Annotated in this window: 25 protein-coding genes; 1 reads left to right on the top strand and 24 read right to left on the bottom strand. The window is 42.9% G+C overall.

Annotated elements, in window-relative coordinates:
* Positions 1-70: 70 nt before the first annotated feature.
* Positions 71-784, top strand: coding sequence for a 16S rRNA (guanine(527)-N(7))-methyltransferase RsmG (rsmG, locus tag SM123_RS02880; RefSeq protein ID WP_320909793.1), 714 nt, complete (start codon positions 71-73; stop codon positions 782-784).
* Between the two features lie 215 nt (positions 785-999).
* On the opposite strand, the gene SM123_RS02875 is transcribed toward rsmG, so the two are convergent.
* The 24 genes from SM123_RS02875 to SM123_RS02760 form a co-directional block, all read right to left on the bottom strand.
* Positions 1000-1902 carry a carbohydrate kinase family protein gene (locus SM123_RS02875; protein ID WP_320909792.1) on the bottom strand — a complete coding sequence of 301 codons (903 nt, stop codon included), beginning with the start codon at positions 1900-1902 and terminating at the stop codon, positions 1000-1002.
* An 83-nt stretch (positions 1903-1985) separates the two neighbouring features.
* The gene (locus SM123_RS02870) at positions 1986-2738 is read right to left on the bottom strand and encodes an SDR family oxidoreductase (protein ID WP_049492410.1); all 753 of its coding nucleotides are present in this window, start codon (positions 2736-2738) and stop codon (positions 1986-1988) included.
* Between the two features lie 153 nt (positions 2739-2891).
* Positions 2892-3665 (bottom strand): nucleoside phosphorylase, encoded by a 774-nt coding sequence (locus SM123_RS02865; protein ID WP_049492406.1) that lies wholly within the window; start codon positions 3663-3665, stop codon positions 2892-2894.
* A 161-nt stretch (positions 3666-3826) separates the two neighbouring features.
* A complete protein-coding gene (locus SM123_RS02860; protein ID WP_118227885.1) occupies positions 3827-4732 on the bottom strand; it encodes a DUF4299 family protein in 906 nt (301 codons plus the stop codon).
* Positions 4733-4831: 99 nt separating this feature from the next.
* Positions 4832-5815 carry an oxygen-dependent tRNA uridine(34) hydroxylase TrhO gene (trhO, locus tag SM123_RS02855; RefSeq protein ID WP_118227884.1) on the bottom strand — a complete coding sequence of 328 codons (984 nt, stop codon included), beginning with the start codon at positions 5813-5815 and terminating at the stop codon, positions 4832-4834.
* Between the two features lie 150 nt (positions 5816-5965).
* The gene (locus SM123_RS02850) at positions 5966-6457 is read right to left on the bottom strand and encodes a DUF6773 family protein (protein WP_049492396.1); all 492 of its coding nucleotides are present in this window, start codon (positions 6455-6457) and stop codon (positions 5966-5968) included.
* A 10-nt stretch (positions 6458-6467) separates the two neighbouring features.
* Positions 6468-6950: a DUF6773 family protein gene (locus tag SM123_RS02845; protein ID WP_049492393.1), complete on the bottom strand. Its 483-nt coding sequence runs from the start codon at positions 6948-6950 to the stop codon at positions 6468-6470.
* Between the two features lie 28 nt (positions 6951-6978).
* On the bottom strand, positions 6979-7173 hold the full coding sequence (locus tag SM123_RS02840) for a helix-turn-helix transcriptional regulator (RefSeq protein WP_003005328.1): 195 nt from the start codon (positions 7171-7173) through the stop codon (positions 6979-6981).
* A 125-nt stretch (positions 7174-7298) separates the two neighbouring features.
* Positions 7299-7886, bottom strand: a complete 588-nt coding sequence (locus tag SM123_RS02835; protein ID WP_049492390.1) for an MptD family putative ECF transporter S component — start codon at positions 7884-7886, stop codon at positions 7299-7301.
* Positions 7887-7898: 12 nt separating this feature from the next.
* Positions 7899-8591 carry a methionine ABC transporter permease gene (locus SM123_RS02830; protein WP_003008487.1) on the bottom strand — a complete coding sequence of 231 codons (693 nt, stop codon included), beginning with the start codon at positions 8589-8591 and terminating at the stop codon, positions 7899-7901.
* Positions 8588-9655 (bottom strand): methionine ABC transporter ATP-binding protein, encoded by a 1068-nt coding sequence (locus SM123_RS02825; protein ID WP_045759787.1) that lies wholly within the window; start codon positions 9653-9655, stop codon positions 8588-8590. The genes SM123_RS02830 and SM123_RS02825 overlap by 4 nt, the downstream gene beginning before the upstream one ends.
* Positions 9648-11021 (bottom strand): M20/M25/M40 family metallo-hydrolase, encoded by a 1374-nt coding sequence (locus tag SM123_RS02820; protein ID WP_003013394.1) that lies wholly within the window; start codon positions 11019-11021, stop codon positions 9648-9650. The genes SM123_RS02825 and SM123_RS02820 overlap by 8 nt, the downstream gene beginning before the upstream one ends.
* A 72-nt stretch (positions 11022-11093) precedes the next feature.
* A complete protein-coding gene (locus tag SM123_RS02815) occupies positions 11094-11957 on the bottom strand; it encodes a MetQ/NlpA family ABC transporter substrate-binding protein (protein ID WP_049492388.1) in 864 nt (287 codons plus the stop codon).
* A gap of 24 nt (positions 11958-11981) precedes the next feature.
* Entirely contained in the window at positions 11982-12809 is an 828-nt protein-coding gene (locus SM123_RS02810) for an amino acid ABC transporter substrate-binding protein (RefSeq protein ID WP_031572958.1), read from the bottom strand.
* A 119-nt stretch (positions 12810-12928) separates the two neighbouring features.
* Positions 12929-14074: an amidohydrolase gene (locus SM123_RS02805; protein WP_049492385.1), complete on the bottom strand. Its 1146-nt coding sequence runs from the start codon at positions 14072-14074 to the stop codon at positions 12929-12931.
* Between the two features lie 145 nt (positions 14075-14219).
* On the bottom strand, positions 14220-15308 hold the full coding sequence (locus tag SM123_RS02800) for a DUF4352 domain-containing protein (RefSeq protein ID WP_320909791.1): 1089 nt from the start codon (positions 15306-15308) through the stop codon (positions 14220-14222).
* A gap of 154 nt (positions 15309-15462) precedes the next feature.
* On the bottom strand, positions 15463-16374 hold the full coding sequence (locus tag SM123_RS02795) for a DMT family transporter (protein ID WP_049492378.1): 912 nt from the start codon (positions 16372-16374) through the stop codon (positions 15463-15465).
* A 94-nt stretch (positions 16375-16468) separates the two neighbouring features.
* Positions 16469-17512, bottom strand: coding sequence for a 2,3-butanediol dehydrogenase (locus SM123_RS02790; protein ID WP_320909790.1), 1044 nt, complete (start codon positions 17510-17512; stop codon positions 16469-16471).
* Positions 17513-17645: 133 nt separating this feature from the next.
* Positions 17646-18029, bottom strand: a complete 384-nt coding sequence (locus tag SM123_RS02785; RefSeq protein ID WP_320909789.1) for a hypothetical protein — start codon at positions 18027-18029, stop codon at positions 17646-17648.
* A 99-nt stretch (positions 18030-18128) separates the two neighbouring features.
* On the bottom strand, positions 18129-19571 hold the full coding sequence (gene gatB / locus SM123_RS02780) for an Asp-tRNA(Asn)/Glu-tRNA(Gln) amidotransferase subunit GatB (protein ID WP_320909788.1): 1443 nt from the start codon (positions 19569-19571) through the stop codon (positions 18129-18131).
* Positions 19571-21037: an Asp-tRNA(Asn)/Glu-tRNA(Gln) amidotransferase subunit GatA gene (gene gatA, locus SM123_RS02775; RefSeq protein ID WP_320909787.1), complete on the bottom strand. Its 1467-nt coding sequence runs from the start codon at positions 21035-21037 to the stop codon at positions 19571-19573. Before gatA ends, gatB begins: the two co-directional genes overlap by 1 nt.
* On the bottom strand, positions 21037-21339 hold the full coding sequence (gene gatC, locus SM123_RS02770) for an Asp-tRNA(Asn)/Glu-tRNA(Gln) amidotransferase subunit GatC (RefSeq protein ID WP_320909786.1): 303 nt from the start codon (positions 21337-21339) through the stop codon (positions 21037-21039). Before gatC ends, gatA begins: the two co-directional genes overlap by 1 nt.
* Positions 21340-21458: 119 nt before the next feature.
* Positions 21459-22952 carry a glycosyltransferase gene (locus tag SM123_RS10305; RefSeq protein WP_320909785.1) on the bottom strand — a complete coding sequence of 498 codons (1494 nt, stop codon included), beginning with the start codon at positions 22950-22952 and terminating at the stop codon, positions 21459-21461.
* The gene (locus SM123_RS02760) at positions 22949-24232 is read right to left on the bottom strand and encodes a glycosyltransferase family protein (protein ID WP_070595391.1); all 1284 of its coding nucleotides are present in this window, start codon (positions 24230-24232) and stop codon (positions 22949-22951) included. Before SM123_RS02760 ends, SM123_RS10305 begins: the two co-directional genes overlap by 4 nt.
* Positions 24233-24234 lie beyond the last annotated feature (2 nt).

Genomic DNA, 24234 nt, shown 5'->3' with positions numbered 1-24234 from the left:
TTTATTGAATTCCTTTCATTTCTTTCTACCAGTATATCAAATTTCCCTTATTTTGTGGTAAAATAAAAGCATGAAACCAGAAGAATTTTATGTCCGTTTAGCCGATCTCGGCTTTCCATTAACTGATCGTCAAAAAGAGCAATACGAACGCTATTTCGAGCTCCTCGTGGAATGGAATGAAAAGATTAATCTCACTGCCATCACCGAAAAAGACGAAGTCTATCTCAAGCATTTTTATGATTCGATCGCACCCATTTTACAAGGTTTGATCGAAAACCAACCCATCCGTCTCTTGGATATCGGAGCTGGCGCCGGCTTTCCAAGCCTACCCATGAAGATCCTTTTCCCTGAGCTGGATGTGACCATCATTGATTCCCTTAATAAGCGGATCAATTTTCTCCACTTGCTGGCTGAAGAGTTAGGTTTGAGCGGAGTTCATTTCTACCATGGACGTGCGGAGGACTTTGCACAAGATAAGGCTTTTCGTGCCCAATTTGACCTCGTAACAGCCCGCGCTGTTGCCCGCATGCAGGTCCTCTCTGAACTGACCATTCCTTACCTGAAAGTAGGAGGACGTCTTCTTGCTCTCAAGGCTAGCAATGCTCCAGAAGAGTTGGAAGAAGCCAAAAACGCCCTCAACCTGCTCTTTAGTAAGGTTGGAGACAATCTACAGTATGAATTGCCAAATGGGGATCCACGCTATATCACTGTTGTCGAAAAGAAAAAAGAAACCCCTAATAAATATCCAAGAAAAGCAGGCATGCCCAATAAGCGTCCATTGTAGTAAGATACAAAGGGCTAAGCGGATAAAGTCAAATAAGAGGCTGGGACAAAAGTCCTAGCCTCTCAATTATTTTTGGATTGTCAAGCAAGACGCAGTGGTTGAGTGGGCTCTACTACGCTGATTTCATCAGCTTTTACAGCCCTACTCAACTGTGCGGAGGTGGGACGACGAAATCGAATTCTAACGAATTACCGATTTCTGTCCCACTCTCTTTTTTATTTTTGTTTCAATTCTGTTCGCAGGGCTTCTTGTTGCTCTTTTGTCAGATGAACGCCCTTACTTGCAACAATCTGGCTAGAGACTTTGTTGGCAAATCTTAAGGCTTGCGTCATATCTAAACCTTCTAAACGAGCGGATATAAAGGCTCCCACATGGCTATCTCCAGCACCTACTGTATCGACAACTTCTGTTGGAAAACCGTCTGCTTCATACCAGTTGCCATCATAGGCAACCGCTCCGTTTTCACCCAAGGTGACAATGACTAATTGTCCCGTTCTCTGATACAAGTGTTCGATGGCTGGCTGGATCTCTCTACACCCTGAAAAAGCCAGTGCTTCAGCCTCATTAACATGGAGAATTGGATGCAGATCATAAATTGCTTCCAGTCGATCCTTTGGAATCAAGAGTCCGCGTGGCCCTGGTGCAAAAATCACCTGACCTTCTAGTTGCGAAACAGACTGGACCAATGCAAGACCGGTTGGCTCCTCGACTTCAAGGCCACATAAGTAGATGTAATCAAACCGATCTGTCTCAATCTCTTTTAGCCACTCTGCTTGGAAGCTATACTCCACTCCGTGGTCCGATAAGAAGGTCCGCTCACCATCAAACTCTACAAAGCAGTAACAGCAACCATTGGCCCCTTCTAATGAGATGCTAGAGGAAATCCCTAATTGTTTTAGCTCTCTCCGAATAAAATCACCATATATTCCAGAACCGACTGGCGAGACAAACTGGTAGGGTTGCTTCAAAAAATGAAGGATATTAACGACATTAAAGGCACAACCTCCCACAGACCATTGCTGGTGATCAATATGGGCATCTCCTTCACGACTTGGCAAACGATCCAAGTAAATCATCACATCACAAACGGTTGAACCAATAATTAACGCAGCTGTCATCTTTTTCTCCTTACTTTGCCTTCTATTATACCAGAGGAAAGATAAAAAACAACCAACCCCTTGTGGAGTGGTTGCTTCTCTTTTTAATCACGATAAACGGGTTGAGGACCAAAGGTTTGGGAAACCGGCATGATTTCAATCCGGTTGACATTGACATGCTTGGGCTGTTGGATCAACCAAGCTACTGTGTTGGCAATGTCTTCCGGCTGAATGGCATGGGCATCTCGATAGAGGGCTTCTACCCGTTTTTCGTCTCCTTTAAAGCGAACAGAAGAGAACTCTGTCCCTTCACAAAGACCGGGTTCAATATTGCTGACACGAATCTTCTTGCCAGCTAGATCCGCCCGAAGATTGAGGGAGAATTGCTTGACAAAAGCCTTGGATGCCCCGTAAATATTGGCCCCTGGATAAGGCACAGTTCCTGCTGTAGAGCCCAAATTGATAATATAGCCATCATTTCGTTCCACCATCTGGGGCAAGATTTTCCTTGTCAGATAGGTCAAACCAACAATATTGGTCTGAATCATGGTCAGCCAGTCTGCGACCTCTGCTTCATAAGCTGGGGCGAGGCCTAGAGCCAAGCCAGCATTATTGACCAAAACATCCACTTTCTCCCAAGCTTTTGGCAAACTGGCAAGTGCATGATCTACCTGAGAAAGATCCGTCACATCCATTTGCAGGGGATAAAAGGCTTCTCCCAACTCTTCTTGGAGGGCCTGTAATTTTTCGATGCGTCTAGCTGATCCGATCACACGATATCCATCTGCTACTAAACGACGGCAAATCGCTTGACCAAAGCCAGCTGAAGCTCCTGTTACTAAAATCGTTTCTGACATGTCATTACCTCCATGGATTGTAAAAAAATTCAGATTGAGCAGATCCATCAGGTTCTGTCTCGAATTAGAATCTAGATGAACCATCCCTCACTTGCAAAATTACTTCTTGTATTGGAAGGAAAAATCCTTCAGTTCAATCATTACTTCTTTCATTTAGTTCGCCTTTTCCCATAAGAGCGCAAATTGGATGGCTAACTCCGCGATTCGATCCTTGCTATCTAAATCCTCATGACTAGATAAGGTTCGGATATCCCATTTTTCTTCCGAGAGGTGGTCAGCTGCATAGAAGAAATGGCAGAGCTCAAAGCCCCTATAAGCTGCTAAGGCTGCCACTGCCGAACATTCCATATCCACACAGATGGCTCCCGCTTCCTTTCGTCGCTTCATCTTGTCGATGGTTTCCCGGTAGGGTGCATCTGTCGTCCACACTTTTCCTGACTGATAGGAAACCTTGTGGCTTTCAAGAAAGGCTTGGAAGAGAGGAAGGTTTTTCTTGTTTACTTCCACTTCATCACTAGCCGGAAGATAGTGGTAACTGGTCCCCTCGTCGCGAAGAGCAGCCGTTGGAATGATGATGGAAGTCGCTTCGATATCACGGTCTAAAACCCCACAGGTTCCAAAGAGCACCAGTTTTTCCATCCCAAATTGAATCAGGTCCTCTATAATCCCCACACAGGAAGCAGCCCCAACTGGTGCATTAAAGGCACCAATCTGTTGGTCTCCAATAGTGATCCCATAGACCACGACTTCAAAATTGGCCATGGAGGTTCTTGCAATGACCTCATGTTCATAATTTTCAAGGAGGCGAGCAAAAGTTACTCTTGAAAAGCAAGAGATGACTACTTTGGGAAATCCTTCAATTGGTTGGTGTAAGTCTTGTGGATTGATAATCGCCTGTCGATTGGCATCAAATTCTTCTAACAGCATTTCGTGCACCTCTTTCATTCTACTTCTAGGCCCCTATTATACCATAATTAGCCTAGTCATTGGTTTTTGATCAAAGGAAGAAGCATAAAAAAAAAAGAACTGCTCCCAGACGTTAGATTTTTCGGATCAAACGTCGGAAGAACAGTTCACTTCGATATTTTTTACTTGTTCTCCAATTGCGCTAATTCTAGCAATCGTTCTTTGGACAATTTTTTAATTTCAATTTGACTAGCATCAAGCAACTGGAATTCATCTGGCTCTAGTGCTTCCAGTAGATTCTTCAGAGCAAGAGAACCAATTGGATGGTAACTTTCTGGCTTATCAGGATCTCCATCGATCGCAACCAATAGAACTCGCCAATCAATGATACCCGCTAAGCCCACAATTTCTACATATTCTGCAGGAACATGTGGCACGCTTGGCAAGACCGTATCCGTATCTTCTGTCAAGCTATAGCTAGCTAAGAAGGCTCCTGTCTCCTCCTGTTGATAAAAACGGACTTGACTGAAATAAGCTGCACTATATTGAATCTTCTTGATAAAGGCAGAGTAGGCTTCTAGTGGATGGACATGGTTCAAGACTTCCTGCACTGTATCCCGATCCAAATAAACCAGATGAGCGAAGCCTTGTACTTCAAACTCTTTTAGATCTTTTTCTTTCGTCAAATTACCCAGCGTTTCTAGGATGACGACTTCATAATCAAAATGGAAAATAGAATCTGGAGTATAGCTCACGCCGTCGCTGGCCACAATCTCCGTTCCTAATACTTCTGCGAGGCGACTAAGCCATCGAAGGGCCAACTGCCAATCTTCTTCTATCGCAAAAGAGGGCACCTGAATCTGATAAGACTCTTCCTCATCAAAATAGCGTAACTGCAGAGGAAGACCGCTCTTACCAAATACGATACAGTTCAAACCTTCAAAATCATTTAAGGGACGATGAAGGGTGGCAGGATCATAGTTGTAGGTCGTCAACCCTTCCACTAATTTAAGAACTTCCTGTGCTGCGAGTACTTTCTGATAGCCAAATAAGCTCTTTTTATTTTTGATTGAAAACACGATACTCATTTGTTTTCTCCTTTGTGAAATCGCTTACCTAAAGTATAGCACAATTTTCAATCAATTTCCATATAAAAACAGCCTGAGCTTTCAGACTGTTTGTTTCCATTATGCAGGTGCTCCATCAAGCGTCTCACCGATAAGGGCTAAACGCTCACGAACTTCTGCTTGTGACAAGTTGTGTTCTTCTACATAGCGATTGCGAGGGTGAACTCGGCACTCATGTGAGCAGCCACGGAGGTACTTGTCTTCGTTTTCTTCTGAGGTCAAGATGCGACGGTTACAGAAAGGATTTCCACAGTTGACATAGCGTTCGCATGGTGTTCCATCAAACCAGTCTTTTCCGACAACGCTTGGATCGACATGGTTGACATCGACTGCAATCCGCTCGTCAAAGACGTACATTTTCCCATCCCACAGTTCGCCTTGAACTTCTGGGTCTTTCCCGTAAGTGGCGATTCCGCCATGCAATTGACCAACATCTTTGTAGCCTTCACGCACCATCCAGCCAGAGAATTTCTCACAGCGGACTCCACCAGTACAGTAGACGACAACACGCTTGTCCATGAATTTTTCCTTGTTATCACGAACCCATTGTGGCAATTCACGGAAGTTACGGATGTCAGGACGAATAGCCCCACGGAAGTGACCAAGATCGTACTCGTAGTCATTCCGAGTATCAAGGACGACTGTATCTTCGTCTAGAAGAGCATCTTTAAACTCTTTTGGAGACAAATAAGCACCTGTCGTTTCAAGAGGATTGATGTCATTATCGAAATTATCATCTTCTAAACCAAGGTGGACAATCTCTTTCTTATAACGTACAAACATCTTCTTGAAGGCTTGCTCTTCTTCCTCATCGATCTTGAACCAGAGGTCTTCCATCCCTGGAAGGCTGTGAACGTAGTCCATGTATTTTTGCGTTGTTTCATAGTCACCAGAAACGGTTCCGTTAATCCCTTCGTCAGCGACTAGGATACGACCTTTAAGGCCGATTGATTTACAAAAAGCCAAGTGATCAGCCGCAAATTGTTCTGCGTTTTCGATGGGAACATATTTATAGTAAAGTAATACACGAATAGGTTTTGCCATGTCATTCTCTTTTCTAAGATTAAATTATCAGAATTTTTCATTCAACTATACCAGTATACTCTCCCAAGAAAACGAATGCAATTTATTTGACTGAAAAATAAAAGCCTGGTTTCCCAGACTTTTATACGACGAAACCAAGGTTCCAACTTTCTACTCTTCCTTTTCCAACTGATCTAGATAGGCTTCATAGCGTTTTTTCTCAACTTTTGCAAGAAGCATTACAAGGGTATTGACTCCCCATACAATTGGAAGATTCAGTAAAAAGGTAATAGGTAGTACCAGTAAGAATTTTGAATGGAAGGGATTTGCCTGATAGACAGCTTGGTTTAATTGAAAATTTTGAGCCCAGATGAACAAGGAAAGAATAGAGGTTACTGCTACAATTCCCGTCACATTTAGATAGCTATAACTGATAAATTTCACACCCAATCGTTGACAACGAACAGAGTAATACAATCCTGAGACGATGAGTAAGGCTACCACCATGATTGGACTGAGCCCCACCTTAGATGTAAAAATGGATCCCACACTAAAAACAGTTAAGGCAAGGAAAAGAAAACCGGCTGTCTCAGCACCAGCCTTATTAGCTAAGCCTTCTTCTCGTTCATCTATGATTTGTTTGTTCAGCAATTGTAATCTCATTGCTTTCTCCTTATTCTTCATCCTCTAACTCTGCCTCGATCTTCTCTTGTTTTTTCCGATTGATAAGAGCAAGTGGTTTTTCAAGCAGATCTGTCAGGATGGCAAAAACGATGATTTCTAATAAAATTTTGATCAGATACTTGGGACTCAAGATAAAGCTCGTTGCCTCTCGCTTTCCAATCACATCCATGGCTATCATCAGCACAGCAAAGACTAGACCTGACCCAAGGCGACTCAACCAGCTATCTTTTTCTAACACATCTCGGATATCAATCCCTGAACTGATCCTTCTTAGCAGAGCATAAGCCCCCATGGCAATCAGAAGGAACATCTCGGGGAGATAAGCGACTAGGTCTAAGTCCAGGATACTGGACTTCACAAAGGCAGATAGGGCAATAAAGCAGGTCATGCCAAGGACAAGTTCTCCTGCGATTTTTCCATCAAGTAGCATAGTCCGTTCATCTTTTACAATTGGTTCTTTCTTTTGTTTCATATTCTTCCTCTTTCTATTATTAAAACTGTTACTCCCAGAACAGTTGATCCAGCGTCTTATCCAAGGTCTTACAGATGGCAAGGCAGAGACTGAGGGTTGGGTTATACTTTCCCGCCTCAATCAGACCGATGGTCTGGCGCGTCACTCCAATGGCATCTGCAAGATCCCCCTGGGTCATATCATGCTCGACCCGGGCCATTTTTAATTTGAGATTTTTCGCCACAGGCTTTTCCTTTCTTATTTTTATAGCTCTATTATACACTATATTTTCTATTTTGCAATATATATCTTGCATTTTGTAAAAAATATTTTTTACAAAACAAAAAAAGCCTGGTTTCCCAGGTTTTCTTAGTTTCCTCTTCTTTTTGTTAGAAATGACTGTAGGATATATGATAGTCCCCATCCTAATCCAGCACCCAATATGACCGTGAGGACAAACCAAGTGATGGTCGCTAGATCTGGTGATACCATCACCCGATTGACATAGTCTATCGATTTACCACGATCCAGTAACGACATGCGGTAACTGGCTGGATAGAACCACATCATAAGAATGGGCCCTGTCGTCGCAAAGGCAAAAATGACAAAAGACAAAGCATTTCGTAAATTCGAGCGAAAACGACCACTTAAGGCGACCATTTCCGCAAAACTTCCGGCGATCAAGGCTGGAATAAAGGCCCCTGCACCATGACGCGAAAAGAGGAAGAAGGATCCAATCACGCAGCCAACTATAAAGATAGATCCAACTCCTTTTATTTTTTCTAGATAATAGCGGTAGATCATCCCGCCAAACAAGGCTGAAAAGGCAGGAGCATAAAACATATTTCCTTGATGATCGACCAGATTTCCAACTAAGACCCCCAGTCCAATCGCAAGAAAATAGAGGAAGATGAAGGCTCCAACTTGTTTTATTTGATTCACATTTATTCTATTCATTGGATACTGATCCTAACGGTGGCTAATTTTCTTCGAAAGGAAGTCCCCGATAAATTGGACCAGAACGATCAGAATCAGGATCAATAGGGTCGCCACAAAGATGACATCATTGTTAAACATGTTTTTCCCGTAGTTGATGGCTAAGGTTCCTAATCCTCCAGCACCAACGGCACCCGCCATGGCGGTTTCTCCAATCAAGGAAATGATGGTCACTGTTGTTACACGGATCAAATCAGGAAGTCCTTCACGCAGGTAGACACCGACAATATCCCAGAAGGTTGCCCCACTGGCTTGTGCTGCTTCAATCACGCCTCCATCCAATTCTGACAAGACTACTTGGACTTGGCGAGCAAAGAATGGAAAGACAGCCAAAGACAGCGGAACAAGGGCCGCTGTAGGACCGATGGTATTTTTCAAGAGCAAGTAGGTCAAGGGATTAATAAAGGCCAACAAGATAATGAAAGGAATGGCGCGGAACAAGGAAGTAATCTTATCCAAAATTTGGAAAACGATTCTATTTTCGATGACACCTCCTGGACGGGTCAAGACTAACAAAAGTCCTGTCACCAAACCTAAAAATCCACCAATAATGAAGGAAATAACGGTCATGTAAAGAGTCAAGTAAATAGCGGTTCCCCATCCATACTGGCCAGACCACCCTAATTTATAGACATTTGGTAAATATGTTTGAATTAACTGGATCATGCTTTTCTCCCATCTTTCACAATAGTCACGGAAACTCCTGCATTTTCTAACTCAGCTTTGGCCGTTTCCAGATTTTGATTTTCACCTGATAAGATGACCACCAACTCTCCAACAGGTGTGTTATCAAGGATCTCGATGTTCCCAAATAAAATGTTGGCAGATACTTGGTACTGCTTGTAAATATCATTGATGATAGCTGTATCTGTCACAGAACCTGCATACTTGAGATGCGCCAAAATCGAATCATCAGGCAAGTTCTTCACAATCGCTTGTTGATTGATTTTCACCATGGCTTCATCAATTCCTGTTGCAACCGTGATAAAGTCTTGCGTCAAAGCATTTTTCGGATTCGAGAAGATATCTAACACAGACCCTTCTTCAATCAGTTCGCCATTTTGCATGACAGCTACCCGGTTGGCAATATCTTTGACAATTTGCATCTCATGGGTGATCAAGACAATGGTTAAACCAAGTTTTTTATTCAATTCTTGCAACAAAGCTAGAATTTGTTTGGTCGTCTTTGGATCCAAGGCTGAAGTTGACTCATCTGAAATCAAAATTTTTGGATCGTTGGCAAGGGCACGCGCTATCGCCACCCGTTGCTTTTGACCACCAGACAATTGGGCTGGGTAATTTTCTGCACGGTCAGCTAGACCAACTAGATCCAACAATTTCGCCACTTTTTCATTCTTTTGTTCTTTATTTAAATTTGAATGTTTAAGAGCGAAGGCTACATTTTCTGCGACGGTCATTTGAGCCATCAAGTTGAAGTGTTGGAAGATCATCCCGATATCCCGACGTTTCTCTCGAAGAGCAGCCGGTTTTAAGGTCACCCGATCTTGGTAAATCACATCCCCATCCACAGTGATGGTTCCGGCACTTGGAACTTGTAAGAGATTGATCACCCGAACCAAGGTCGATTTCCCGGCTCCAGAATAACCTACAATCCCATAGATATCACCTTCATTGATATGAATGGTCACATCTTTGACAGCTTGGATCTGACGTTTCTTTTGCTGGAAGGTCACATCAATGTGGTCCAGCTGAATCATTGCTTTACTCATAACTTGCTATTAACTCCTTTATCAATTCAATATGGGTGTAATAATCGGCGATTTTCACATTTTCATCGCCCCCATGGTCCCGGCTATTGGCATTCCCAATTCCAAAGGCTGCCATCGGCACCTGCAAAGCCTCAAAGACCGTATGCATGGGGCCTGTCCCTGCTGTTGTTGGAAGAACAGAAACTCCTTCTCTATAGAAATCTTTGGCCAGCCGTATGACATTTAAAATCGATGGGGCACTCATATCACTTCGGTAACTCATTTCACCGAGAGTATAGACCAATTCGACCTGATCATAGCCATTTTTCTTCAATTGTTGCTTGATCTTTTCTAAGACATCCTTGGGATCTAGACCTGGAACCAAGCGCACCTCCATCTTGGCACGCGCCTCTGCCGGAAGAATCGTTTTAACACCTTGTCCTTGGTAACCAGAGCCAAAACCTTCAATATTCAGGGCTGGTTCAAAATAGAAACGACGCAGGAATTCTTTTCGGTCTTCCTTCAAGATTGGAAGGGTTAGACCATAGGTTTCCGCTACATCTTCTGGTCCTTTGTTGGCATATTGCTCGATCAAAGCTAGTTCGCGTTCATTGGGTTCTTGGATCTGATCATAAATCCCATCCACCAAGATTCGGCCTTCTTTGTCACGAAGACTGGCGATAGCATTTAACAAATACCAAGAAGCAGAGTCCACCACGCCACCATAGCTGGAATGGATATCCACTTCTGCACTCTTCACCACCATATCAAAGGTGACGATCCCTTTGCTACCACCGGAAATTTCCAACTGACCCTGATTATTTCGGGTACCTTGTTCCCACACTAAGAGGTCTGCCCCACGCAAGTGTTTCTTATGTTTGGCCAAGTATTTATCCAAGTCAGTCGATGCAGACTCCTCTGCCCCTTCGATAATAAAGGTGATATTGACTGGCAAATCGCCACTTTCACGAATGTATTTTCGAAGAGCTGTGAGACGAGCTGTGATATGCCCCTTATCATCATCAACCCCTCGACCGTACATGGTTCCATAATGAACTGACAAGGTGAAGGGATCTCCCGTCCAAGGTTGGTCTCCATCAGCTGGTACCGTATCATAGTGGTTATAAAAAATGATGGTTTTGGCTTCAGGATTTGGCGAGAAAAATTTGGCAATCACAAAAGGAGCTGTATAGCTATCATCAACTTCGACTTTGGCTCCTGCAGCTGTAAAAATTTCCCCCAAATAGTTGGCCACTTCCTTGAGACCAACTTGTTGGGCAAAGATGGATTTTTTTGAAATCAAGGTTCGCAACACTTCAAAATAATGTTGTGCGACCTCATCATTTTCAAATTTACGGATTTGTTCCGCTTCTGTTGCAAAAGGCATGCATTCCTCCTAATACACGATAAGAGGTAGAGAATTGCTTCTCCACCTCCTTCATACACTTGAGATCAAATCTTAGAAGACTGGTTGGTCCATTCCTTCTGAAGATTCTTCGATCACTTTCTTCACATTGTCTTTGTGATAGGCTTTGATGATTTCTTTGATTGCTTTTGCTTTATCAGATTTTTCCCAATCTTTCTTAGCAGCGATCACGTTGTACCATTGTTTTGAGTTGTTGTCTTTCTTTTCAACATAGATAGCTTTTTTGAAATCAACGCCTGCTTCACGAACGAAGGTATTGTTGATGACTGCAGCATCTACTGATGGAAGAGCAGATGGTGTTTGTGAAGCATCCAATTCAGAAATCTTCAAATCTTTTGAATTTTCTTTGATGTTTGACACGTTTGCCAATTGACCATCTTTGGTATCCAATTTAATCAAACCAGCTGATTGCAAGACATACAAGGCACGGCTTTCATTTGTTGGGTCATTTGGTACAGCGATTGTTCCACCTTTAGGAATTTCTTTAATTGAAGTGTATTTGTTTTTACCGTTTTCTGTACCAGAGTAAAGACGGATTGGAGCGATGTACGTATCTGCTACTGCAACAAGGGCATTGTCGTTTTTAGAGTTCCAGTTATCAAGGAAGTTGTAGTGTTGGAAAGCATTGATATCCACGCTACCATCTTTTACAGCCACGTTTGGTTGTGAGTAGTCTGTAAATTGAGTGAATTCCAATTTGATTCCTGTTTTAGCGTCATCCAAGTTCTTTTGAACTTGATCCCAACGAGCTTTTTCAGTGTCGCTCAAAGTCATAACACCCACTTTTACAGTTGTTTCACCATCTTTGCTAGATGATTTTGAAGAACCACATGCTGCAAGAGCAAATGTTGCAATAGCTGCAAGAGCTGTTAAACCAAGAATTTTTTTCAATTTCATTTTGAAGTCTCCTTTAATTATATATTATTCTTTAATATCTTTTGCTTCTGGTAGATAAACTCCACCAAAGTATTTTTTAGACAGTTTTTCAAGGGTTCCATTGTCATAGAGTTCCTTGATCCGTTTGTTGACAAATTTTTGAAGGTCTTTATCTTCTTTTGCAATAATTGGATACACATAAGGTTGTTGGTCGCTTGGAAGCTCGATAACCTTCAAGTTGTCATAGCCTTGATCACGAATGATAGTATCTACTGAGATCCGTTCGAAGATCTTGTAATCTGTACGACCATCCGCTAAATTAGCCATGATGGTTTGAATGGTTCCATCTGTGTATTGCAAGTCAGTTGGATTATCTGAATGTTTTTTATTGTAATCTTCTAATTGTTTAGCAGTAGATGTTCCTTGAACAACTTCTGTTTTCTTGCCACCAATGTCATCCAAAGATTTAATAGAAGAATCTTTTGGTACGACCAATACTAATGGATTGCGAGCATATGGATTCGGATAGAGGTATTTTTCTTCCCGCTCTTTTGAGTAACTAATGTTGTTGGCACCGATTTGGAAACGGTCACTATCTAAGCCAGCAAAGACTGAAGACCACTCTGTTTTGTTAAAGTTTACTTCATATTTGTCTGAACCTTTGAAGATTTCACGCAAAACTTCGATTTCATAACCGGTTAGCTTGCCGTCTTTTTCTTCGTAAGAGAATGGTTTGGTTGTTCCAACAGTCCCAACTTCAATGGTTTTCTTCCCACTGGCTGATTTACCAGATGAACATGCTACTAAAGCACTGGTTGCAAGGACTGCAACTAATCCTAAAGCAGAATACTTAATCACTTTTTTTAGATTCATAGGATCTCCTTATCGTTTCAGGCACATAAAACGCCATTCTAAAAGTATTTTTTTATTTTATCAAAAAAGCATTTACTTGCCTAATATATATTTTTTATGGAGGTGATAGTTTTTCTTTATCACACTTCTTTGGCCTTAAAATACCGCAATAAAGCTTGCGCATTTTCAACATAATAGGGAACCGATACCTCAAAGGCTGCATCATCGATGGTCATGTGATCATGATGAAGGTCTGGAGCATCCGGCTCTCCATTTGAACCGATAAAGGCAAAGACTCCAGGAATTCGCTCTTGGTAAAAGGCGAAGTCTTCTCCAGCAGTAGAAGGATTTGCTGGGATCACTTCAGCCAAACCTTGTGAAGCTTCCCAAACCACTTTCGTCAATTCCTCATCATTAAAGGTAACTGGCGGGGTCACACCCCACTCAAAAGCTACATCTACTTCCAGACTTTCTGCAATGTGTCGAATGATGGAAATAAAATGTGCCTTCAAGTCTCTTTGCACACTTGGATTAAAGGAACGAATGGTCCCTTCAAAATAGCCTGATTTTGGGAGCACATTCCAAGTTGAGCCCACATCCAGGTGCGTAATGGACAAAACAGCTGTTTCAAAGGGAGAAACGGTCCGTGAAATTAATAATTGTACATTCTGAACCATGGTTGTGACGGCCGTTACAGTGTCAACTCCCAAATCCGGTCTTGCAGCATGACTACTAACCCCTGTCACAGTAACCTTGAATTTCTCAACCCCTGCCATCATAGCTCCAGCATTCAAGGCAAGTTGCCCTGCTTTTAGCTGAGGAATGTTGTGAAAACCAATAATTCCTTGAACATCCTCCAACAGTCCTGTTGCCAAAACGTCAGAAGCACCTTCTGAGATTTCTTCTGCTGGTTGAAAGATCAAGCGAACGGTCCCTTCAAGCTGGTCTTCTTTTTCCTTGAGAAGAGCTGCTGCTCCCAGAAGACTGGTTTGATGAAAATCATGGCCACAGGCATGCATGACTCCTGGATTCTGACTTTGGTAGGGCAGATTCGTTTGTTCCAAAATCGGAAGGGCATCGATATCTGCTCGAAGTGCCACCACCGGTTGGCCGGACCCAATTTCTGCAATCAGACCAGTTTTCAATCCACTCTCTAAAATACGAATCCCCAACTCTTCTAAACGCTCCTTTAGAAAGGCGGTTGTCTGGTATTCTTGACCAGACAATTCCGGGTGTTGGTGGATATAGTGGCGAATCTCTGCTAACTCTTCATAAGAAAAAGACACAAGCCTTCATCTCCTTTCAAACTTAAAATTATTTTATCACTAATAGGTGTTTCCGTCTAATTCCTGTTTCTTGGGTTTTGATATAGTTTCAAACTATAGATAAAAACACTCCTAGATTCATGTCCTAGGAGTGCCAACTTCAGCATTAAGAAAGATTTCCCTCGAATTTTTCCATAAAGCTATCACTATTATAGGCTTTTTCTACTTCCCATTTGCCATCTTTCTTAACAAAGGTCAACTGGTAGTCGTATCGATCCGGCGTCGTCAAGGGACGATCTGCAAGAGAAGCCATCATTTCCTCTCTATAGGCTTTGTTTTGAGCCTGGTTTGCTTCGATGATCCCTGGGTAGTCTTTTCGATGTTCCTGATAGAAGGTCTGCATGTGGTTTAAGATCGTCTTTTCCATGCTGACGGTCTCAGGATTTAGACTAATGACCACCTTGTCTGGGAGATATTGTTTGACCTTATAGGTTAATTTCGCACGCTTAGCATTTTCCTTTTCATAAGCATCGATAAACTGGTTCACTTCTTCTTCAGAGAATTGGTAATCATGTAATTGACGAGTAAAATCAGCCGCAAATTTCGCACGGAAATCACTGGCTTCCTTTTTCAAATCAGTTCCCAAAACAAAAGCGTCATCCTTTTTGACCTTTCGTTGGCCACTGAAGTAAACTTGATTGATGTATTCATCTGCTAGAATAGTGGAAGCTTCCACCTTATCCTCATACTGAGAAGAATCCACCGCAAATTTTAAAGGCTTGGATTTTTTATCAGAGCTATAGGTTTTTCGTTCATACTGCACTTCGTACTTCTTGCCTTTTTCGACTGGAAAAACGATATAGCCGGTTAATTTTTTATCCTGGGCCAACTGATCACTCTTGAGCAGTTGGAAGGCTTCACTTTGGTCATAAATTCCTGACTGCAATTTGACCTTGTTATTATCTGCATCGTAAATGGTGATATCTGAATCTGACACGTTGATAGATTCTTTGGCAACATTTTTAAATTCTAATTGAAGGGCTAAATAGGTTCCGTCTTCTGAGTCATTGAGGACAGGTGGTTTGATGTATTGTCCTCCTTTTAAACTCACCTCGACTTGACCGTCAGATGCCGAGCTTTTCGCTGCTTTTTCTGTCTTTGCTTGCTGCGAATTTGTCTTTTGAGCAGTAGTTCCACAAGCCGCTAAACTCAAGGTCGCCACAGCAAATAGGGTCCATTTAAAAATCTTTTTCATCCTCATCTCCTTAAAAAAGTTTTGTTCTATTTTAACATCTTTTTCTATCTATGTATACGCTATATAGTGATAACTCTCCCTCAAAGGGCGAGGATTACAAAAAGGCCAAGACTTTATTCTCAACCTTTTAACTGAAAAATAATTGATCTTGGTTTTACAAGATTCCTTTTTCTTTTTGAATCATGAGATCCTTAAGGGAAATCAAGAGGACCGCAAGGAGGATCATAGCCATTCCTATAAAATCAATGGCAAAGAAATGTTCATTCATAATGGCAAAAGCAAAGAATACAGCTGAAATAGGCTCAATAGCTGCAAGAAGGCTACCTTTGACCGGTCCAATCAGAGTTGTCCCTTTCAAAAAGACCGTATAGGCAAATATGGTCCCAATCACCACCAAGCCAACTAAGCCCATTAGATTGTCCATGCTATATTGGCCATGAAAAAGTCTTCTTCCCGTGAAGGGAATCATCACAAGCCCTGGAATGAGCATACCGATACCAATCACCAACATACTACCCCATTTTTGAATTAACTGAATAGGCAGAATGATGTAGAGGGCATAGGCAAAGGCAGAAACAAGTCCCCAAGCTAGCCCTTTAGGAGTGATTGCCAATTGATTGAGTTGACCATGGGTTGCAATGAGAAAGGTCCCTGCGATGGCTAAGATCATCGAAAAGATTTCCGATACCGTAGGAGCTACCCGGTCCTTAACACAAGAATAGGCCAAAACTCCAATGGGACAGAGATATTGCAAAACAGTTGCAGTACCTGCATTAGTCGCATCAATCGCTTCTAAATAAGTCAATTGGGTCATTAACAATCCCAAAAATGCAAATAAAAGCAAGGGGATGTATGACGAGCGGTCTGTTAGAAAGGCCTTTACTTTTTCCTGGTCCGCTAGATATGCAAGAAGCAGTAGTACAGCTCCTGAAAACACTAAACGAATTGTTGTCAAACCAATTGCTGTAAATCCATGAGCCATCAGGTACTGGCCGCAAGCTCCTGATAAACCCCAAGCGATCCCAGCAATCAAGGTCATGAGCGTCCCCTTCATCGTCTTTGACATAGTCCCCTCCCAAATCTGTTCCTTACTTTTATTGTATCACAAAAGGCCGAAACGAAACGTTTCAGCCTCATATATTTCATATAAAATTATTAGATTATTCAGGTTGAACCAAGATCTTGATTTGAGATTTATCTTGTGTCAATTCAACAAATCCTTCTTCAACGATATTTTCCAATTTGATTTTCTTAGTAACCAATTTCTCAGCAGAGAAGTAGCCTTGTTCCATCAATTCCAAGACTTTAGGGAAGATGTGACGGTAGGCAATAATTCCTTTGAGGGATTTTTCTTGAATAGCGAATTCATTTGGATTGATGCTAGCTTCACGTTCCCAGATAGATACGACCATACATTCCCCAGCTTTATGAACAGCTGCCAAGGCTTGACCTAAAACAACTGGAACCCCAGTAACTTCATAAGAAACATCTGCTCCACCACCTGTTAAACGATGGATCGCTTCAACGATTGATTCACCTTCTTTTGGACGAACCACAATGGCACCCAATTCTTCAGCCTTAGCTTGGCGTTCAGGAGACAATTCAACCGCATAGATTTTTGATGCTCCTGCTGCACGAAGGGCTTCAACAATCAAAAGACCAATTGGGCCCAAACCAAAGATAACAGCTGTATCTCCAGTTTTCAAAGCAGATTGACGAACGGCATACACAGCAACCGCAGCAGGTTCTGTAAGAGCGGCTTGTTCATAGCTCAAGCTATCTGGAATCACATGGACAAGATCACCATCAAGAACACAATATTTAGCAAAACCACCATCTGCAGCGAGTCCGACAAAGTTCAAGTTTGGATCGAGGTTATAATCACCAATTAAGTTGTGCTCTGCAAGAATTGGTTCGATAGTGACACGATCGCCAACTTTGACACGAGTCACATCACTTCCGACTTCTACAATTTCACCAGAGAATTCATGTCCCAAAGTAACCGGTGCTTTTTGACCAGAATACACATGTTCTTCAGTTGGGATGAAGATCGGTCCATCCAAATATTCATGCAAGTCCGTACCACAGATCCCTGTGAACTTAACTGCCACTTTTACTTGATGTGGTTGTACTTCAGGTACTTCCACTTCTTCGATACGAACGTCTTTTGCTGCATGCCAGCGAGCTGCTTTCATAGTAGCCATATGATGATCTCCTTGTTTTCACCTTTTTTGTTTTCTTTTCAGGAAACTTTATATTTAAAATTGTAAACGTTTTCCTTTTGTTTGTCAAGGAAAAACTGAAGATGAAAAAGAGCAGCCCTTTGACTGCTCCTTCTTATTTCTTCTTGATCCGAGAAGATTCCAATCTCCACCCAACAATCCAACCAAGGACTAGGAGATAATTTTCAAGCGCACCGATCCCATTGACCGGCAGATGATAGTGAAAATAACTGTAGAGATGATTGGTCCCGATCCCAAGCCCACCTAGGATCAAAGCCAATAGAACCGTCCGAAGATAAAACCAATCGTATTTGAGATTGACAGCAATCAGGATCACAAGGACCGCCACATTCCAAATCCCAATCTCCCGCTGCCAACCGACAGAAATACCATATCCCGAATGACTTCCCATATAGGATGGAAAGAATAGCTGGAAGATAATCGCTCCAGTCATGGCGATGATAACCAGGACAAATAAGACTCTTAAAAATTTGTTCATGTAACTCCTCCTAATGCCAGTTGATATGTAATGGTCTTTCCTATTCTAACACAATTTTATGGATAGTAAAAACCAACCTCTCGGCTGGTTCTTTATCTATTACTCTTCTTTCAACTTCGCCAATTCTTGGGCAAGTAGTTTAAGAGCTACTTGTGGGTTGGCTTGGCCTTTGGTTGCTTTCATAAGGAAGCCTGTGAAGGCCTTGTCCGCATTCCGTTTGCCTGACTTGAAGTCAGCTACGGCTGCTTCATTGTCTGCAAAGACTTGGTGGATGATTGGTATCAAGACTTCAGGATCTGAAATCTGTACCAAGCCAGCTTTTTCGACGTATTCACGCGCACCGCCACCGTTTTTCGCCAAGTGAACGAAGACTTTCTTGGCAATCTTAGATGAAATGGTTCCATCTTCGATAATGGCAATCATTTCAACCAAGTTTTCTGGTGTCAATTGGATTTCTTCCAGCGTTTTGCCTTCTGCGTTCAAGAATTGTGCGACTTCACCTTGGAGCCAGTTAGACACTTGTTTAGCATCGCCACCAAGGGCTACAGCTGCTTCAAAGAAGTCAGAAGTAACTTTCGTCGCTGTCAATTGGTTGGCATCATAGTCAGACAAACCAAGCTCTGCCACATAGCGAGCCCGACGGTCTTTTGGAAACTCTGGCAACTCAGTACGCATTTCCTCGATCCACTCATCTGAGATTTCAAACAATGGAAGGTCTGGTTCTGGGAAGTAACGGTAATCCGCTGCTCCTTCTTTGACACGCATAAGAATCGTGCTCTTATTCGCTTCATCATAACGACGTGTTTCTTGACGAATGACCCCACCTGAACGCAAGATTTTCGCTTGGCGCTCCACTTCGTATTCAAGACCTTTACGGACGTTTGAGAAAGAGTTCAAGTTTTTCAACTCCGTCTTGGTACCAAATTCCTCTTGACCGTATGGGCGAAGGGAAATGTTGGCATCTACACGCATCGATCCTTCTTCCATTTTGACGTCTGAAATACCAGTGTATTGGATAACTTCTTTCAAAGCTGTCAAATAAGCGTAGGCTTCTTCTGGAGAACGCATATCTGCTTCAGATACAATCTCAATCAATGGCACCCCTTGACGGTTGAGGTCTACATAAGAGAAGCCATCTGTTCCGTGGGTGTTTTTACCGGCATCTTCTTCCAAGTGGGCTCGTTCAATCCCGATTTTCTTAGTTGAACCGTCTTCCAATTGCACTTCAATCCAACCGTTGTAACCGATTGGCTCGTCAAATTGCGAAATTTGGTAGGCCTTTGGATTATCAGGGTAGAAATAGTTCTTCCGGTCAAAGTGCATGTGCTGATGGATATCCATATTCAGCGCCAAAGCAGCCTTGATACCAGCATCCACAACACCCTTGTTCAAGACAGGAAGCACCCCTGGGAAAGACCAGTCAATCACATTGGTATTGGCATTTTGCTCGTTCCCAAAGTGAGCAGAGGTTGGTGAGAAAATTTTTGAGTTTGTATTCAATTCAACGTGGACTTCAAGTCCGATGACTATTTCAAAGTTCATTAATTGTCACCTCCGAAAATAAGGGGTTGTTGCTTGTGGTAATCCGTCGTTGCTTCAAAGGCAGCTGCAGCTTGGTAGATGGTTTCTTCAGAATACTTCGGACCAATCAACTGCAAACCAACTGGAAGACCTTGCGCAAAACCTGCAGGAATCGAAATCCCTGGAAGACCTGCCAAGTTGACTGGAATGGTCAAGAGGTCAGCCAAGTACATGGCAACCGGATCATGGTTGAGCGAATCCAAATCAAAGGCAACGCTTGGAGCTGTTGGACCAAGGATGAGGTCGTAATCCGCAAAGACTTTTTCGAAGTCTTGGATAATGAGGGTACGAACTTGACCTGCTTTCTTGTAGTAGGCATCGTAGTAACCAGATGACAAACTAAAGGTACCAAGCATGATCCGGCGTTTAACCTCATCACCAAAGCCTTGGCTACGAGTGTTCACGTAGATATCATCCAAGTTTTTAGCATCTTCCGCACGGAAACCATAGCGAATCCCATCGAAACGTTGCAAGTTTGAAGAAGCTTCAGATGAAGCGATGATGTAGTATACGGCAACTCCGTATTTAGAATGAGGCAAGCTGACTTCTTCGACAGTTGCTCCCAATTTTTCAAAGTGTTTGGCCGCTTTAAGGATAGTTTCTTTGACTTCTGGGTCAATCCCTTCCCCAAGGTATTCCTTCGGAAGGGCAATCTTCATGCCTTTAATGTCTTGACCAATCTTAGAAATATAGTCTGCTACGCGCACTGGCGCTGAAGTTGAATCTTTATCATCTTCACTGGCAATAACATTAAGCAAGAGCGCATTTTCCTTAACCGTTGGTGCAAACGGCCCAATTTGGTCGAGTGAGCTACCAAAAGCAATGAGACCAAAACGGGAAACTGTTCCATAAGTTGGTTTGAGACCAACAATCCCATTAAAAGCAGCCGGTTGACGGATAGAACCACCTGTATCTGAACCAAGGGACAAACGGACTTGACCTGAAGCGACAGAAGCTGCTGAACCACTAGAAGATCCACCAGGCACCTTGCTGTGGTCCCATGCATTCTTGGTTGGTCCATAGTAAGAAGTTTCACCAGATCCACCCATGGCAAATTCATCCATGTTGGTCTTTCCGATGACAATCATATCTTTGGCTTTGGCATTGGCAACCGCTGTCGCATCAAAGATTGGCTCGTAGTTATAGAGCATTTTTGAAGCCGCAGTTGTCAAGATACCATCTGTTGAGATATTGTCTTTGACAGCGAGTGGAATCCCTGACAGGAGGTTGTCTGCATCGATTCCTTTTTCATCAATGGCCTTGGCTTGTGCAAGAGCTGCTTCTTCGGCTACCGTTACAAAGGCATTAACCGCTTCTTCACGCGCCTTGATATCTTCAAGCGTAGCTTGTGTCAATTCGGTTGCCGAAATTTCCTTAGAGACAAGGAGGTCGTGCAACTCTTCAATGGTTTTATGGTTGAATGACATTAGACATCTCCTCCATCTTCTAGGATAGCTGGTACCTTGATGTAGTAGTTATCTTTTTCAGGTACATTTTTAAACAAGCGGTCTCGGTCAGTCCCTTTTTCAGCAACATCCGGACGCAATACAGTCTTACGATCCGCCATGGTCGTTGTTGGAGCAACGCCTGTTGTGTCCACTTCTTCCAACAATTCCACCATGTCGACAATTTTAGACAAGGTTGTCGCAAACTCAGCTGTCTCTTCTGGAGAGAATTTCAATTTTGAAAGATTGGCAACGTGGGTTACCTCTTCTTGCGTTATTTTCATCTTGCTTCCTTTCGTGAAATGATGATTTTTCAATACCCTCTATTTTACCATAATTTAGCCCAATTTGCTTGCCTTAGAAAAAATCTGTAGGACTTTTTTGTCGCTACAGATTCTTCATTTTATATTTCTTTTCCGCCGAATTGCCCCATCTCCATTAGAGTCTCTTTCCAGACTTCCTGGACCTTAGAAGCGAGGTAAGAAGAGGCCAAGTCATAAGAAGCCTGATGGAATGGAGTGAGGTCGCTTTCAAAGAGCTGGACCAGCTTGTCTGCCAACTCTTTCACCAACTCTTCTTCTGGCACTGTCTCGCTATAAGGTACCAAAAAGCCATTTTCACCCTCTTTTATAAAAGTTGGATTACCATAACGGGCATCAAAGCCCAGCAAGGCCAAACCTGCTCCAGCCGCCTCCATCAAAGTCAAACCAAAGGTCTCCCACTGAGAAGTGGTGAGGTAGGCTTGGTAGCAAGGATAGATCTGCTGAAGATCCGCATGACCGCGTAGGTGAATATAATCTTGTGCTGCAAGCTCCTGAATCAGGTGGCGCAAGTTGTCCGCTTCTCCACCCTTCCCATAAATATCAAACTGAAGGGCTGGGAGTTTTTCATGAGCTTGGGCCACTACTCGAATAGCCAAATCGATGCGTTTCCTTGGATCCAAACGGGAAGCTGTGAGCACACTAAAGGGAGGTCGATCTCCTTGTGATTCTGTCAATTCTTCTAGATGCCCAACCGGAATGCTATAGATTGGAATTCCTTGGCATCCTTGTTTAGCAAGTGTCTGCTCCAAGACTTCTTTTTGAAGATCCGTTGCCGTGATGAAATAATCGAAGCGTTTGTCATACTTGAACACATAATAATATTCATAATTGAGATGGCCATTTTCAAATTCATGCTCCGAATGAAACACCATGGCGAGCTTTGAAGGAGCAACGTTCTCCAACAAAGGACGGGCAAAATCCATGCGCGAAGCCCGGTCAAGCAGAATCAGATCTTCTTCTTTTAGCGACAGCGGCGACAAAAAACGTCTCATCACTTCTGTATGGTTGGTCAAAATCTCAGACCCCAGTTTATAGAGCCAGCGTCCACCAAACCTCAATTCTTCAAAAGCAATACTCCCATCTTGGTTGTGGTAGGTCCGTCTGACAACACTACCATACTGAAAATACTCGGTGACAAGTTTACAAGCTCCATAATACTCTCGCTTGATTCTATTTCCAGCCAAAAGATAGTCTACATAGCGGACACAGTTTGGATGATAGGGATCCAAATGAAAGGTCAGGGCGTTTCCATCCGCAAATTGGTAGCGAATGGCTCTTTCCGTTTTTTCAACAACATCCAGACGCGTCAGTTGAAACTCCATTTGCAAGGCCCCTACCGTCTTTTGAGGGACCGTAGTCTGTTGATCCGTAAAAGCTAAATGGGCAAAAAGCAGTTCCTCATCCCGGTGCCCCAATGAGAGGTAATAGGCCAATTTTTCTGGAGTGGGCCAAGTGGTAAAGATAAACTTCGCTGCTACTCCTAGGCCCCGGAGCATCTTTGCCCGAGAGGCTTGTGCAACATCGACCCCATTGGGTTCAAATCCCACTAATAGATTAAAGGTATAAATGGTCATGCTGTCCCTCCCTCTAATCGCTTAAACAGCTCTTCCAAAGCTTCTTTTTCAGGCAATTTCAAGATTCGTGCCTGCTCTCTTACCAATTCTTTGTGGGTCTCTGGATGCTGGAGCAAGGTATCTAGTTGCTGTTTCATTTCTTCGACTGTATCTGTGATTGTGCTCAAGTTTTTATAGGCTTCCTGATGAACCGTGCTCTTCAAACCAAATAAGACTTGCCCATTTTCAAGAGCATGAAGACTACTACTCCACACTTCTTCTCCCTGGTTGCAATCCAGATAAATAGAGCAGCTGGATAACAAGTCCTCATATTTGTCCGGCGAAATCCCTGGATAGAGGCGCACATTGGGACGAGTTGCTAAGTCTGTTAATTTTGGCCCCATAGCCGTCAAAGCAGCAATGTGAAAGGTCACTTGTGGGAATTGATGGACCAGGCTAGATAGGCCTTCGACCTCTTGAGAAGCCGTCATGACCATGGCTTCTGGTTGAAAACTTTCCTGCTCCACATCTACCAGCCCTGACAAGACTGTGATTCCGGCTTTTTTCTCCCTCAACAGACCATCTTCTACCAATAAAATCTGACTGACTTGTTCTTTGATCTCGTCTAGATCATGCGCATTACTGGCACAGTAGGCGAGTCTTTCCTTTGGTATCTCTTTCACAACATCTAGTAATGACTTGTCCATCAAAAGAACAGCTTCATCTTCCGGCAAGACTTGTTCTAAGACAGCTCTTTGCAGCTCTTTCTTATTGGCATACAGGCGATCCCGTCCCTTAGGAGTTTGAAGCAAAAAGGTTCCTTGTGAGACAAAGTGAAGCAAGACTTCTTCTTGTTGACGGTTCAAATAGATGTCTAAATATGGTTGGCCAGATTCCGTAAGGAGACTCTGTTTGCTTCTCCAGCCATAGCGGTTGTAGACATCAATGGATACGATCTCTTCTCCCTGACCAAACCATTCCACTCTGTCAACTGTTCGAGACAAGATATCCTCTCTCAAAACCACGTTGGCACGACGTTCCTCACCATCAAAAAGATAGGTTGTGATCCCTAGTGTCCAACATTCCCATAATTCTGGAACTGCTAGATCATTGAAAAATAAAGGTTTTCCAATTTTTGATGCTGCGTCTTTTTGGGTAAAAAAGGTCGCAAGACTCTCTGTCTGTTGGTCCAAATCTGTTTCCAGATTGGTCACAAATACTCGGTAGGGCTGGCTAAGTTTGTTCAAGTATTTTTGCAAACGATCCAGCTCTCTGGTCTGCTCTGATGCAATAATGAACATGC

The organism is Streptococcus sp. S5, from assembly GCF_034134805.1.
Taxonomy (GTDB): Bacteria; Bacillota; Bacilli; order Lactobacillales; family Streptococcaceae; genus Streptococcus; species Streptococcus lingualis.
The sequence above is the reverse complement of the archived record's forward strand: the minus strand, read 5'-3'. Positions and strand labels throughout refer to the sequence as shown.